Annotated in this window: 11 protein-coding genes; 7 read left to right on the forward strand and 4 right to left on the reverse strand. The window is 65.5% G+C overall.

The genetic code is table 11. The features are described from left to right. The first annotated feature begins 60 nt into the window (after window positions 1-60). The 3 genes from JQ627_RS28305 to JQ627_RS28315 all read left to right on the forward strand — a co-directional run bounded on the left by JQ627_RS28305 (window position 61) and on the right by JQ627_RS28315 (window position 2,978). Window positions 61-873, forward strand: a complete 813-nt coding sequence (locus JQ627_RS28305) for a UDP-2,3-diacylglucosamine diphosphatase (RefSeq protein WP_212487601.1) — start codon at window positions 61-63, stop codon at window positions 871-873. A 13-nt stretch (window positions 874-886) separates the two neighbouring features. Beyond that, entirely contained in the window at window positions 887-1,930 is a 1,044-nt protein-coding gene (locus JQ627_RS28310; protein WP_212487603.1) for a glycosyltransferase family 1 protein, read from the forward strand. 64 nt (window positions 1,931-1,994) lie between these two features. After that, a complete protein-coding gene (locus JQ627_RS28315; RefSeq protein ID WP_212487605.1) occupies window positions 1,995-2,978 on the forward strand; it encodes a threonine/serine dehydratase in 984 nt (327 codons plus the stop codon). 78 nt (window positions 2,979-3,056) lie between these two features. Here the strand turns inward: JQ627_RS28315 and JQ627_RS28320 are convergent, their stop codons facing one another. Continuing rightward, on the reverse strand, window positions 3,057-4,901 hold the full coding sequence (locus tag JQ627_RS28320) for a caspase family protein (RefSeq protein ID WP_212487607.1): 1,845 nt from the start codon (window positions 4,899-4,901) through the stop codon (window positions 3,057-3,059). Window positions 4,902-5,104: 203 nt separating this feature from the next. Here JQ627_RS28320 and JQ627_RS28325 point away from each other — a divergent pair, with 203 nt between their 5' ends. Further along, window positions 5,105-5,545, forward strand: coding sequence for an RbsD/FucU family protein (locus tag JQ627_RS28325; protein ID WP_212487609.1), 441 nt, complete (start codon window positions 5,105-5,107; stop codon window positions 5,543-5,545). Window positions 5,546-5,570: 25 nt separating this feature from the next. Here JQ627_RS28325 and JQ627_RS28330 read toward each other — a convergent pair whose 3' ends face one another. After that, window positions 5,571-7,298: a Na/Pi cotransporter family protein gene (locus JQ627_RS28330; RefSeq protein WP_212487610.1), complete on the reverse strand. Its 1,728-nt coding sequence runs from the start codon at window positions 7,296-7,298 to the stop codon at window positions 5,571-5,573. 293 nt (window positions 7,299-7,591) lie between these two features. Between JQ627_RS28330 and JQ627_RS28335 the strand changes: the two genes are divergently transcribed. Continuing rightward, on the forward strand, window positions 7,592-7,951 hold the full coding sequence (locus tag JQ627_RS28335; protein WP_212487612.1) for a hypothetical protein: 360 nt from the start codon (window positions 7,592-7,594) through the stop codon (window positions 7,949-7,951). 138 nt (window positions 7,952-8,089) lie between these two features. After that, on the forward strand, window positions 8,090-8,860 hold the full coding sequence (locus tag JQ627_RS28340) for an SDR family NAD(P)-dependent oxidoreductase (RefSeq protein ID WP_212487614.1): 771 nt from the start codon (window positions 8,090-8,092) through the stop codon (window positions 8,858-8,860). A 293-nt stretch (window positions 8,861-9,153) separates the two neighbouring features. Here JQ627_RS28340 and JQ627_RS28345 read toward each other — a convergent pair whose 3' ends face one another. After that, window positions 9,154-10,524: a hypothetical protein gene (locus tag JQ627_RS28345; RefSeq protein WP_212487616.1), complete on the reverse strand. Its 1,371-nt coding sequence runs from the start codon at window positions 10,522-10,524 to the stop codon at window positions 9,154-9,156. Between the two features lie 75 nt (window positions 10,525-10,599). Here JQ627_RS28345 and JQ627_RS28350 point away from each other — a divergent pair, with 75 nt between their 5' ends. After that, window positions 10,600-11,796: a major facilitator superfamily domain-containing protein 6 gene (locus JQ627_RS28350; protein WP_212487618.1), complete on the forward strand. Its 1,197-nt coding sequence runs from the start codon at window positions 10,600-10,602 to the stop codon at window positions 11,794-11,796. Here JQ627_RS28350 and dgcA read toward each other — a convergent pair. Next, entirely contained in the window at window positions 11,766-12,761 is a 996-nt protein-coding gene (gene dgcA / locus JQ627_RS28355; RefSeq protein WP_212487620.1) for an N-acetyl-D-Glu racemase DgcA, read from the reverse strand. The two genes, JQ627_RS28350 and dgcA, sit on opposite strands and share 31 nt — an antisense overlap. Between the last annotated feature and the right edge of the window lie 91 nt (window positions 12,762-12,852).

Genomic DNA, 12,852 nt, shown 5'->3' on the forward strand with positions numbered 1-12,852 from the left:
GTGCCTCAAGGGTTCAATCTGTCATCCCCCTGTCACGGGACATTTGTTACAGGCTGGCGCATGGGAAGCTACGATGTGAGTGACGAGAGCCCGGAACGGCGCTTTCGCACGTTGTTCATCTCCGACGTTCATCTCGGAGCCCGCGGTTCTCAAGCCGACCTTCTACTGGATTTCCTGCGCTACCACGATGCCGACACGATCTACCTCGTCGGCGATATCGTCGACGGGTGGGCGCTGAAATCGAGCTGGCACTGGCCGCAATCGCATAACGACCTCGTGCAGAAGCTGCTGCGCAAGGCGCGCAAGGGCGCCAAGGTCATCTACATTCCCGGCAATCACGACGAATTCCTGCGCAACTATTACGGCACGCATTTCGGCGGCATCGATGTCGTCGAAAACACTGTCCACACCGGCGTGGACGGCAAGCGCTATCTCGTCATCCACGGCGATATCTTCGATCTCGTGGTGCAGAACGCGCGCTGGCTCGCCCATCTCGGCGACAAGGCCTACGACTTCGCGATCCAGATGAACCGCTTCGTCAACTTCTTCCGGCGCATGTTCGGCGTGCCGTATTGGTCGCTGTCGCAATGGGCCAAGCAGAAGGTGAAGAACGCCGTCAACTATATCGGCGCGTTCGAGCAGGCGCTCGCCGCCGAGGCGCGGCGCCACGACGCCGACGGCGTGATCTGCGGCCACATCCACTACGCCGTGATCCGCGACGAGGGCGGCATCCGTTACATGAATTGCGGTGACTGGGTCGAGAGCTGCACGGCCCTGGTCGAGCATGACGACGGCCATTTCGAGATCATCACCTGGGCGGATCAGGCGCAGAAGCCGGCACAAGTCCCGCAGGTCGCAGCCAGAGCTGCATAACAGAGGCCGCTTGATGCGCATCCTGGTCGCGACCGACGCCTGGCACCCGCAAGTCAACGGTGTGGTTCGGACGCTGACCAAGCTCGCTGATGCCGCCAAAGGGCTCGGTGTCGAGTTCACATTCCTGACGCCGCAATCGTTCCGCACCTTCGCGATGCCGAGCTATCGCGACGTGCGGCTGGCCATGCCGCGACCTGCGCGGATCGCCAAGCTGATCGAGGACGCACGACCCGACAGCATCCACATTGCGACGGAGGGGCCGATCGGCCTGATGGTCCGCCGCTACTGCCGCCAGCGCAAGCTGCCGTTCACGACCAGCTTCCACACCCGCTTCCCCGAATATGTCCGCGCCCGCGTGCCGGTTCCGGGCTCGCTGATCTGGCGGGCGCTGCGCCGCTTCCATGCGCCTAGCCGTGCCGTGTTGGCGGCAACCCCGGCGCTCGCCCGCGAGCTGACCGAGCGCGGCTTCGACAATGTCCTGCTGTGGCCGCGCGGCGTTGACACCGGCCTGTTCCATCCTCGCGCCATCGACCTCTGCCTGCCGGCCCCGGTGTTCCTGTCGGTTGGCCGCGTTGCAGTGGAGAAGAATCTCGAGGCCTTCCTCGAGCTCGATCTGCCCGGCACCAAGGTCATCGTCGGCGACGGCCCGGCGCGCGCCTCGCTCGAAGAAGCCTATCCCGATGCGATCTTCTTAGGGGAGAAGCACGGCGAGGCGCTGGCGGAGATCTATGCGGCCGCCGACGTGTTCGTATTCCCCAGCAAGACTGACACGTTCGGCCTGGTCCTGCTCGAAGCGCTCGCCAGCGGCCTGCCGGTTGCGGCCTTTCCGGTGAAGGGGCCCCGCGACGTGATCGGAGACGCGCCGGTCGGGGCGCTGGATCATGATCTGCGAAACGCCTGCTTCGCGGCGCTCGGCGTCTCACGGCAGGACTGTGTCGAGTTTGCCGCCAGCCACACCTGGGAGGCCTCGGCGAGGACTTTTGTCGACAGCATCGAGGCTGTCGGCGCGGGGTTTTCGGGCCGGAATGGGGCGGAGCCGGTTAGTTTCGTAGCCTGAAAACCACGGTTCATCGCGCGGAGGTGTCTTGCCCGTGCCGAGGCTGCCGCGATAAAGTTCGGCCATGACAGAACAGCTCCTCCCGATCGGCCCTGCCGATATCGATGCCGCTGCGCGCGTGATCGCGCCCTTCGCCATCCGCACTCCGCTGTTGTCCTTTCCCGTGCTCAACGAGCGCGTCGGTGCAAAGGTGTTCCTGAAGCCCGAGATGCTCCAGCGCACCGGCTCGTTCAAGTTCCGCGGCGCCTTCAACAAGGTGTTCTCGATCCCGCAGGACAAGCGCGCCGGCGGCGTCGTTGCGTTCTCGTCCGGCAACCACGCCCAGGGCGTGGCAGCGGCGGCAAAGATCCTCGACATGCAGGCGACCATCGTGATGCCTGCCGATGCGCCGCTGTCGAAGCGCGAGCGCACCAAATCCTACGGCGCCGAGGTCGTGCTGTACGACCGCGACCGCGACGACCGCGAGGCGATCTCGCGCGGCATCGCCGAGAAGCGCGGCGCGACACTGGTCAGGCCCTATGACGATCCCTTCGTGATCGCGGGGCAGGGTACTGCCGGCCGCGAAATCGCCGAGGACATGGCGACCCTTGGCCTTGCGCCCGATATCGTGGTGGCGCCGGCCTCCGGCGGCGGCCTGATCGCGGGCGTCGCCACGGCCGTGAAGGCGCGCTATCCGCAAGCGGAGATCGTTGTGGCCGAGCCCGAGGCGTTCGACGATCACGGCATTTCGCTGAGCGCAGGCCATCGCGAGCCGCACGGGCCTGCGGGCCGCACCATCTGCGATGCGCTGATGGCCCTGATCCCCGGCGAGATGACGTTCGCGATCAACAGCAAGCTGCTAGCGCGCGGCGTGACGGCATCGGACAAGGAAGTCGGGGCTGCCGTTGCCTTTGCTTATCGCGAGTTGAAGCTCGTGGTCGAGCCCGGCGGTGCTGTCGGTCTTGCCGCGCTGCTGGCGGGACGTCTCGACGTCGCCGGCAAGAACGTCGTCATCGTGCTCTCCGGCGGCAATGTCGATGCGGACTTGTTCGCCGAGCTGGTGGCGTAGCCGTCGTTCTTTGGATGCTGACACGACGAAGGGGCAGAGCATTGCCGCTCTGCCCCTTTGTCGTTTCGCTTGTGGCGATCAGTGCATGAAGCCGCCGCGGCGATTGTTGCCGCCATTATTCGTGCTCGGCGCCTGGTTCATCGACTGGCGGAAGTTGTTGCCGCCGTTGTTGACCATGCGGTTCGTTGTGTTGAACTGCGGGCGGTTGTTCTGCTGGTTGTTCTGGACCTGCACTTTGTTCACCGGGTTGTTGTTGAGCTTCACGATGCCGGTGTTGCCGTTGGTGATGCGGATCGGGTTGTTCTGCGTCTGAACCTTGACCGGCTTCGCATCGACGTTCGGGCCGCCCTTGCCGACATTCACCGGCATGCTCACGATCTTGCCAGGAGTGCCGTTGGTCGTGCCGTTGGCAGTGCCGGCATTGTTGCTGCCATTCTTCGTATTGTTGGTCGCGGGCAGCGTCACGATCTTGCCGACGCCGCCATTGCTGTTGGTCGTGTTGGTCGGCGCAGGCAGGGTGACGATCTTGCCCGGGGTCTGCGACGGCGTGCCGTTCTGCGGGTTCGGCTGGTTGTTGCCCGAGGGCAGGTTGACGATCTGGCCGCCATTGCCGGGCTTGCCGATACCGTTGTTGTCGCCCGGCTTCTGCACGATCGGCAGGTTGCCGTTGATCTGACCACCACCATTGCCCTGCTGAAGCGGCATGTACTTCGGCTGGCCGAGATTGCCGATCTTGAAGCTCGGGGTCACGTTCTGCGGAGCCAGGAATTTGGTCGCCTGCATCAGGGGGATCAGCTTCGGCTGCACCTGGAGCTTCAGCGCGGATTGGCCATAGGGGCTGTTGCCGTAGCTATCATAGAAGCTCTTGTAGCCGAGCGGGGAGTTCGCGAGCACCGCCTTGTGCCAGGCCTGCGTGATCAGGAGGTTCGAGAGCAGCCAGCGGATGTGGTCGCACAGCGGGTCGTGCGGGTACATCTGGATGAACTCCTGATAGTACTCCGGCCGCCCCTCGGACACGACGTAGTCATAGGCCTGGCGCGTCGAACGGCTCGGCAGGTTGGAGGCCATCTGCACCACCGGCGCATTCACCGGCGCGCGGTTGGCGGCAATTGCGGTGTCGCCGAAGAAGGTGAAGTCAGACGTCAGCGACGAGCTTTCCCACGGGATCTGCGCGCCGCTGGTGGTCTGGTTCACTTCGAGACGCACGCGCTTGAACAGCTGCTCGATCGGGACGTTGGGCTCGCGCGCGACGTTCAGGAAGGCCTGCGTGTAGGGGCTGTGGCCGCCGGTGCCGTCCTGCGCTTCGGCGCCCGGCGCGGTCGAGTAGCCGACGATCGAGCCGTTCGGCGCATCGACGATGGCGAGGCCGCGGCCGGCGTCGTTGACGGTCGGGAACGGATTGTTGCGGCAGGCATCGAGGATGACGATGCGCATGCGACTCGGGATCGTCTCCAGCGTCGACATCACGTCGACGAGGCGCACCGAGTTATTGACGAGCTCGGTGGGGTTCGAGACCTTGGCATCGACCGGAACGAGGTAGTTCTCGCCGGCGAGCTGCACGCCGTGGCCGGCGTAGTAGACCATGGCGACCGTGTTCGGACCACGCGTGGAAACCTTGGCGGAAAAGTCCTGGACGACGCGGAGCATGTCGTTCTGGGTCAAGTCGGTCGCGGCGACCACCTCGAAGCCGGCCGAGTTCAGGAATTGCGCCATCGATTGCGCGTCATTGTCAGGGTTTTGGAGCTGCGGCGCGTTCCGGTAGTTGGAATTGCCGATCACCAGCGCCACGCGCTGCTCCGGGCCTTGCAACGCGGTCGGGGCCGGTGCGACCGGGGCGACTTGCGCGGAAACAGGGCCGCAGGCGAAGCCGAACAGGCTTCCCAGTAGGCTCGCAGTCATCAGGAAAGGCTTTAGGCGGAACATGGCGTGCTCCTCTGGCACTGATCTCGATGCGAGATTGGTTGCGAGGAAGCTTGGCCGCGTTCGAGCCTGTGGTCCGTGATCGCAATCACCATGGTAGGCTGCGTGATCTGAATCACGCTTGGAACCTGCTATGGTTAGCGCCGGTTGCCAGGCTAGGCCGGTTTTGCCGGCGCAGGACATGGTTTGGGGGGGAATGCCGTCACATGCTGAAATCGATCGATCCGATCCTCACGCCCGATTTGCTCTGGCTGCTGGCTTCGATGGGCCACGGCGACGACCTCGTTTTCGTCGATGCCAATCACCCGGCCACCCGCATCGCGCACAGCACGACGTCGCAGCGCCTGATCCAGCTGCCGGGCATGAGCATGGAGACCGCGATCCGCGCCATCATGTCGGTCTACCCGCTCGATGATTTCGATCCCGATCCGGTGCGTGTGATGGCGCCGGTCGACGATCCCGACCGCGTCCCCGACGTGCAGCGCGCGGTGCTGGCGGAGATCGAGCGCTCGGTCGGCCGGGCCGTTGCGCCCGGCAAGCTCTCGCGCCCGGAATTCTATCGCGCGGCGGCGGCAGGGTTTGGCGTCGTGCAGGTTGGCGACAGCAGGGGGTATGGGTGCTTCCTGATCAGGAAGGGCGTGATCTGAATCGCGATGAGATTGGGGCGAACGGTCATCGCGCTTCAGGCTGCTGTTTGAACATATCTCCGCGCCAGCCCCGCCCGATCAGATGAGCCGCCGAGCGCCAGGCGTGCTGCGACAGGGCTTCGAGGTTTCGCACCGCCTCGACACGAAGCAGGGCGGCGTCGGCGGTCAGGGTTCCATTGGCCACCGCACCGAGCGTCGCACTGCGATGGATGCGTAGCATTTCGGCGAGCTGTGTCGTGCAGCGCTCGAGTTCGGCGATCGCCTCGTCGGGCGGGTCGGCGCGCGGACCGGCCATGGCGTCGCCGGCACGCGAGGCGGGTACGGCGTGCGGCGATCCGTCGACGCGGGGCGGCGCCGTCACGCCGCGCGCAATCGCAGCCGCGCTTCGCATGACTTCGGCACATAGCTCCCGGGCGCGGATGTCCTCCGGTCCGCCTGCCACCGAAGCGAAATTGTTTCCTCCACTTGCGAGGTCCGTCAGCCGAGACGCGTGGTCGAGGGCGTGCAGCGTGCTCGTCAGACGCCGTTGCTCGTCGTCGGTCTCAGGCGGTCCAGCTACATCCGACAGGAATATTTGTGTCTGGCGCACGGCATCGGCCGCCTGCTCTACGGATACAGCGTCCTTCCCCAGGCGTATCGATCCCGCGCGGCCGGCAAGTTTCGCCTCGACCGAACTGCACACCGTCAAGAGCACGCGCGCGATCGTACGCCGTACCGCTTCCACCGCCACGATCGGGGTCTCAAGCGCCGAAGGATCGAGACATCGCGTCAGCGGCGAGCCGCGCTCGGGCAGAATCCGCTCGACCAGTCGCGTGAACGGGTTGATCAGGGGCAGCAGGACCGCGACGCCGACGACGTTGAAGGCCGTGTGGTAGCCGGCCAGCAGCGTGACGCCGTCGATCGTGTCAGAGGCGTGCAGCAGCAAGGGCGTTACTATGGGAAAAGCCACCAACGCGATGAGTGCGGCAATCAGCTTGAAAAGAACGTAGGCGATGGCCAGCCGCTTCGCGGTCGGGCTCGCGCCGATCGCGGCCAGGGCGGAACTCGTCGCTGTTCCGATGTTCTGGCCGATGATCAGGGCGCAGGCCTGGTCCAACCCGATCGCACCCGCGAAATAGGCGGATAGGGTCACCGCGATCGCGGCCGTCGACGATTGCATCAGCGCTGTCATGACCAACCCGATCACGACCAGCGCCAGCACGCCGAAGAGGCCCGACCACCATGACACCCCGGGACTGCCGAGGACTGCGGGCAGGTCCGCCGGGTGCAATCCTTCAGCCAGCCCCGCCATGCCCTGCTGCAGGGTTGTCAAGCCGAACAGCACAAGTCCGAAGCCGGCGAGCGCGGCGCCGACCCCGGAGATTCGTCCCTTGCCGAGAAGCTTGGTCAGCGCGCCGACGAAGATCATCGGCAGCGCCGCGGCCGTGAGCGAGACGCGGACGCCGATCAGCGCGACCAGCCAGCCGGTCCCGGTAGTGCCGATATTCGCGCCGAAGACGAGGCTCAACCCTTGCTGGAAGGTCAAGAGGCCGGCGCTGACGAGACCGATCGTCGTCATGGTCGTTGCGCTGGAGGACTGCACCAGCAGCGTGACCACGGCCCCCCAAAACGAGCCAAGCAGCGGCGTCGACGCAGCGTTGCCGAGCACAGTGCGTAGCGCAGAGCCGGCCAGCGTCTTCAGGCCCTCCGTCATCACGGTCATGCCGAGCAGGAAGAGACCTACCCCGCCGAGCGTCGAGATCGCCGTGGACATGCGTGCTCCTTCCGACAGGGCACCACGAATAGCGAAGCAGACAGTACAGCAACGGAGTGCTGAAAGGTCGGATCAATTATTGCACGATGGTCGGGCTTCCCGCGTTTCGGATGGGCGTGATCAGCCGGGGAACGTCATCAGATCGGTCCAGCCGCCCGATCGCCGCGCGCCAACGCATAACGATTCCGCGAAAGCCGGCATGGCCGCGTGTGCGGGATATTGATCGAGGCGGCGAAAAGCCTCGCACTCGAATTTGAGTGGCCTGTTTGAACCTGACTGTTTATGGTCAATCCATGTCGCGCCTTATGTGTCTATCCATTGCTGTCGTCCTGTCGCTGCTGCCCGCCATCGCGTCTGCTGCGTCATCTCAAAAACGCCCCAAGCCGGTCTGGCATGGCTACGGCTTCCTGCCGGGCTATCGCCAGCCGCTCAGCAACAGCATTCCACTCTACAAGCAGAAGGAAGCGATGCGGCGCCTGTCGCGCAGCGATCGCCGCCATTGGTACATCGATCCGGTCCCTCAGTATTACGGCTGGGACGGCGAATGGCGCTATTTCGGCCGGCCCGGCTTCGGCGGCGGCCGCTACAATGGCGGCAGCTTCGGTCCATGCTGGACGCGGACGCCGATCGGCGCGGTCTGGAATTGCGGGTGATCGGCCTCGCATCGATTCGCGGAACGCTTCGCGCGACAGATTTCAATCGTAGCCGAATCCGGTTCGGCTGAAACCAAGCTGTCTTTCCGGTGTCCTAGCTCTTGTCCGGACCTTGCGGGTTCGGATGGAGTCATTGGCATGAATGATCGGTTCAAGGACAAAGTCGTCATCGTCACGGGCGCCGGCAGCGGAATCGGTGCGGCAACAGCCAGGCGCTTTCATGCGGAAGGCGGCATTGTCGTCCTCAACGGACGCCGCAGGTTCAAGCTGACCGAAGTCAGCGAGGGGCTGGGCACCGATCGCTGCATGATCCGGCCTGGCGACGTCTCGATCGCCGCCGATGTCGAAAGCGTCGTCGCCGACGTGATCCGCAAACTGGGCAGGATCGATATTCTTGTCAATAATGCGGGGACGGGTGCTGTCGGGAACTTCCTGAGCATGCCGATCGAGCACTGGCGCGATGTTTTCGCGGTCAATGTTGACGGCGTCCTCAACATGACGCGCGCGGCACTTCCGCACCTGATCGAACGCCGCGGCTCGATCATCAACGTGTCGTCCCTGAGCGGGCTCGGCGGTGATCGGGGCCTGAGCTTCTATAACGCCACGAAGGGCGCCGTCAGCAATCTCACGCGCAGCCTTGCCCTCGAATTGGCGCCGAGAGGCGTGCGCGTCAATGCGGTTTGCCCGTCGACGACCTTTACCGACCTGACGACGCCGGTCTTCGAGCAGCATCCCGAAGTGCTGGCGCGACTGCTGCAACGTATCCCCATGGGCCGTGGAGCCCAGTCCGAGGAAATCGCAAGCGTCATTGCGTTCCTCGCAAGCGACGACGCGAGCTTTGTAAATGGGGTGAACCTGCCGGTCGACGGCGGCGTCGGTGCGTCGAACGGGCAGGCCTTCTTCATGTAACAGGGATTGCTGTTGCCGATTGTCCGGCGGAGCCAACACCTCCGTCATTGCGAGCGTAGCGAAGCAATCCAGGATCTCTCCGCGGAAAGAGTCTAGATTTGCTTCGCTGCGCTCGCAATGACGACTGAGAGAGTGTGCCTGTACTCTCCTTTCGTGCCCCGGACGCAGCGCAGCGTCTCTTCGACGGTGCGCTGCAGAGCCGCGGGGCCCATGTTGCGAATGAGGTTGTGGCTACTGGGTCCCGGATCTGCGCTTCGCTTGTCCGGGACACGAGAATGAGTAGGCCGCGCCCCTTACGAGAAGAACGCGATCTTCTCGGCCTGGGTCATGCGGCGGATTGGCGCCATGGGGTCGTTGGCCGCTGCGCGGGGCTTTTGCAGGATGCCGCTGGCGAGGATGGTGGCGCCGAGCGAGGTCTCGGCGAGGGGCGAGGGCATCGGAAGCGTCGCGGTCGGCGTTGCGCCGAACGTCGCCGTGGCTGCCATAGCCGGGGCCGGCTGCTCCATCACTTCGGCGGCGGCCTCCGCAATGGCGTCTGTGAGGCGCGCGAGCGAGTCCATCGCGATCGGCGCGTCTTCGGCGGGCTCCTGCGCGACTGCGGTGGCGGCCGGCTCGGCTGCGACCGGCTGCGGAAGCTCGGCGGAAATCGGGGCTGCGACTTCCTCGATCATCGGTTCCGGAACGGCCACCTTCATCTCGACCGGCTCGATGATCTCGTCGAACTCCGGATCGGGCGCGGCCATCTCAAGCGCGATGGCCTCGAGCACGGCTTCGTCCTCGGCTTGCGCGGCAGCGTCGAGCGAGAACTCGTCGGTCACCTCCGCGAAGGCGGCGGGTTCGGCTGCCTCCTCGTCGGGCCCGGCGTGGTTGTCGGCGATCACCTCCGGCTCGATGGCGACGTCCATTGCCTCTTCGGCAACGGCGCGTGCTTCGGCGGTGCTGGCCGCATCAATCGCTGCTTCCGGCGCGGGAGTCGCTGCGATGTCCTGCGGCGTCTCCGTCAAAGCCACGGATGCTTCGGTTGCCATCGCGGCAGGCGCGGCCTCGACAGGCGCAGACGCCGCGACGAGCGCCTCCTGCACCGGCGCAGCCGCGGAATGCACCGCCGCTTGCGGCGCTGTGTCGCCCTCACCATCAAGCTGCTCGACCCGATCCCTGAGCAGATCGAATGCGGCCTTGAGCTCGACGCGGGGGTCGATGGTCGATAGCTGTCCGCAAGCGGCCTCGATGGAGGCGAGCTGCGAATCAATGAGGTCGCAGATTCGCCCGTCGGCGCCGATCTCGCGCCAGCGCCAGGAGATCTCCTTGATGATGCGCACGCCGCGCGGAATCGGCGCGAGGCTCGCCTCGATCGCCGCGGGATCGAAGGCGGCGATCGCGATCGTCTCGGCCTCGCGGATGGCGCGGCGGATCTCGACCAGCGCCTCGGGCAGGCGATCTTCGACGACGGGTTGTCGCTGTGCCGCAAGGGTTTCTTCGATTTTCGCGACCGCATCGAGCACCATGCGGGTATCCGCATTGCGGTTGCGCTTGGCATATTCGCCGAGGAACCAGCGGCCGCGCGCGGTCTCCATGAAGGCTTCGCGGATCGCGTCGTAATCCTGCTCGTTCGGCTCGGCCGCACGGGCAGACATAGGCGAGAGGGCGAATGCTTCGTTGGCCATGTCAATCTCGTCGCGCAAATCAGTGCGCGTTACTGTAACGATCACCACGATATCGACCGAATCGCAATTGGTTTGATGCCACCCGAATCACAAATCCCCACGCAAGCCACCGTGAAGCGGCGATTCGCCGTGAGCCTGGCGCTGTTCTATTCGGCCATCTTCGCGGTTGCGGGCACGCATCTGCCGTTCTTTCCGCTCTGGCTGAAGGCGATCGGCATCGACGCGGCCTGGATCGGCATCATCAACGCGCTGCCGGCGATCACGCGCTTCACCACGCTGCCGCAGATCACCGCCCTTGCCGAAAAGCGCCATGCCATTCGCGCTGGCATGATGGCGTCGGTGCTGGCGACGGCGATCGGGTTCACGGCGGTCGCCTTGCAGCAGCAGCCGCTGGCGCTGTTCCTGATCTATGCGCTGACCTGCATGATGTGGACGCCCACGACGCCGCTGACCGACGCCTATGCGCTGCGCGGCGTTGTGCGCTACGGGCTCGATTACGGACCCCTAAGGCTGTGGGGCTCGGCCGCGTTCGCCGCGGGGTCGCTCGCCTGCGGCTACCTCGTAGACCACATCGCGGCGCGCGATCTGATCTGGATCATCGTCGCGTGGGCCGTCGTTGCGGTCGCCGCCAGCCTGCTGCTTCGGCCGCTCGACGACGTCAGGCGAAGGACGACGGAGACGCATGCCGGCAAGGCCTTGCTGCGCGATGGCGGCTTCTGGGCCGTCATCGCGTCGGCCGCGCTGATCCAGGGCAGCCACGTCGCCTATTACACGTTCTCGGCCATCAACTGGCAGCTCCACGGCTTCGGCGGGCTGACGATCGCGGGCCTCTGGACGCTGGGTGTGATCGCCGAGATCGTCGTCTTCGCGCTGTCGCCGCGCTTCACGCTGTATCCGTCCACGCTGATCGCGATCGGCGGCGTGAGCGCGGTGGTGCGCTGGATCGTCACCGCGCAGGAGCCGCCGCTCGCGCTGCTCGCGATCGTGCAGCTCGGCCACGGCCTCACCTTCGGCATGACCATCGTCGGCACCATGAATCTGCTGGTGCAGCGCGTGCCATCGCATCAGATCGCGCGGGGGCAGGGCTATTATGCCGCGTGCAACGGGCTGTTGGGGGCGGCGACCTCGATCGCGTCTGGCGCGATCTACGCCCGCATCGGCGATAGCCTCTATTACGTGATGGCGGCGATGGCCGCGGCCGGCGCGCTCGTGATCTGGTCGGCGCGGCATCGGCTCAAGGCTCATCCCCAGAGCGAGGAAGCGGGCGGATAGACCAGGCTGTCGTCGTAGCGAAGCCCGTGATCGCGGTCGCGCGCCAGCAGCAGCGGGCCGTCGAGATCGACAAAGCGCGCCTGCGGCGTCACCAGCATTGCGGGGGCCATCGACAGCGAGGTCGCGACCATGCAGCCGATCATGATCTCGAAACCCAGCGCCTGCGCCGCATCGGCCATCGCCAGCGCCTCGGTGAGGCCGCCGGTCTTGTCGAGCTTGATGTTCACGGCGTCGTAGCGCTCGCGGAGCGGCGCGAGCGATGGGCGGTCATGCACGCTCTCGTCGGCGCAGACCGCGAGCGGCCGCTTGATCCGCGCCAGCGCGTCATCCTTCCCGGCCGGCAGCGGCTGCTCGACCAGGGTGACGCCGACGGCGTCGCAGGCGGCGAGATTCTGCTCCAGATTGGCCTCGGTCCAGGCCTCGTTGGCATCCACGATCAACTCGGATTCGGGGGCGGCTTTGCGAACCGCGGCGATCCGCTCCGGATCGCCGTCGCCGCCAAGCTTGATCTTGAGCAGTGGCCGATGCGCGGCCTTGGCCGCCGCCGCCGCCATGGCTTCGGGGGCGCCTAACGAGATCGTGTAGGCCGTTGTGCGCTCGCCCGGGGTCGGGCGGTCCAGCAGGTTCCAGGCCCGCAGACCGGCCGCCTTGGCCTCGAGGTCGATCAGGGCGCAATCCAGCGCGTTGCGGGCCGCTCCCGGTGGCATGGCGCCTTGCAGGGCCTCGCGCGAGAGGCCGCCCGCGACGGCCGCCTGCATGGCCTGGATCGCGGCAAGGGTCGCCTCGGGCGTTTCGCCGTAGCGGGGATAGGGCACGCACTCGCCGCGGCCGGTCAGGCCGTTTTGGATGATTTCGGCCACGACGGTCACGGCCTCGGTCTTGGCGCCCCGGCTGATGGTAAAACTGCCGGCGATGGGAAAGCGCTCGATTCGCGCGGCCAGGGCCGGAACTTTGCTGGAAGTCATTTTGAACTCTGGCGAAATCTGAACCTGCTAGTTACCTCTAGCAACTAACATTAACCAGTTGGGGATACCTTCTCTGGGTAAGGGCGTGTGC

This window comes from Bradyrhizobium liaoningense, from assembly GCF_018130785.1.
GTDB lineage: Bacteria > Pseudomonadota > Alphaproteobacteria > Rhizobiales > Xanthobacteraceae > Bradyrhizobium > Bradyrhizobium liaoningense_A.

Bases quoted from the DNA above. Each gene is read 5' to 3' on its own strand.
- JQ627_RS28335 (WP_212487612.1), top strand. From the start codon at position 7,592: ATGTCGCGCCTTATGTGTCTATCCATTGCTGTCGTCCTGTCGCTGCTG.
- JQ627_RS28310 (WP_212487603.1), top strand. From the start codon at position 887: ATGCGCATCCTGGTCGCGACCGACGCCTGGCACCCGCAAGTCAACGGT.
- JQ627_RS28345 (WP_212487616.1), bottom strand. From the start codon at position 10,524: ATGGCCAACGAAGCATTCGCCCTCTCGCCTATGTCTGCCCGTGCGGCC.
- JQ627_RS28315 (WP_212487605.1), top strand. From the start codon at position 1,995: ATGACAGAACAGCTCCTCCCGATCGGCCCTGCCGATATCGATGCCGCT.
- dgcA (WP_212487620.1), bottom strand. From the start codon at position 12,761: ATGACTTCCAGCAAAGTTCCGGCCCTGGCCGCGCGAATCGAGCGCTTT.
- JQ627_RS28340 (WP_212487614.1), top strand. From the start codon at position 8,090: ATGAATGATCGGTTCAAGGACAAAGTCGTCATCGTCACGGGCGCCGGC.
- JQ627_RS28320 (WP_212487607.1), bottom strand. From the start codon at position 4,901: ATGTTCCGCCTAAAGCCTTTCCTGATGACTGCGAGCCTACTGGGAAGC.
- JQ627_RS28325 (WP_212487609.1), top strand. From the start codon at position 5,105: ATGCTGAAATCGATCGATCCGATCCTCACGCCCGATTTGCTCTGGCTG.
- JQ627_RS28305 (WP_212487601.1), top strand. From the start codon at position 61: ATGGGAAGCTACGATGTGAGTGACGAGAGCCCGGAACGGCGCTTTCGC.
- JQ627_RS28330 (WP_212487610.1), bottom strand. From the start codon at position 7,298: ATGTCCACGGCGATCTCGACGCTCGGCGGGGTAGGTCTCTTCCTGCTC.
- JQ627_RS28350 (WP_212487618.1), top strand. From the start codon at position 10,600: ATGCCACCCGAATCACAAATCCCCACGCAAGCCACCGTGAAGCGGCGA.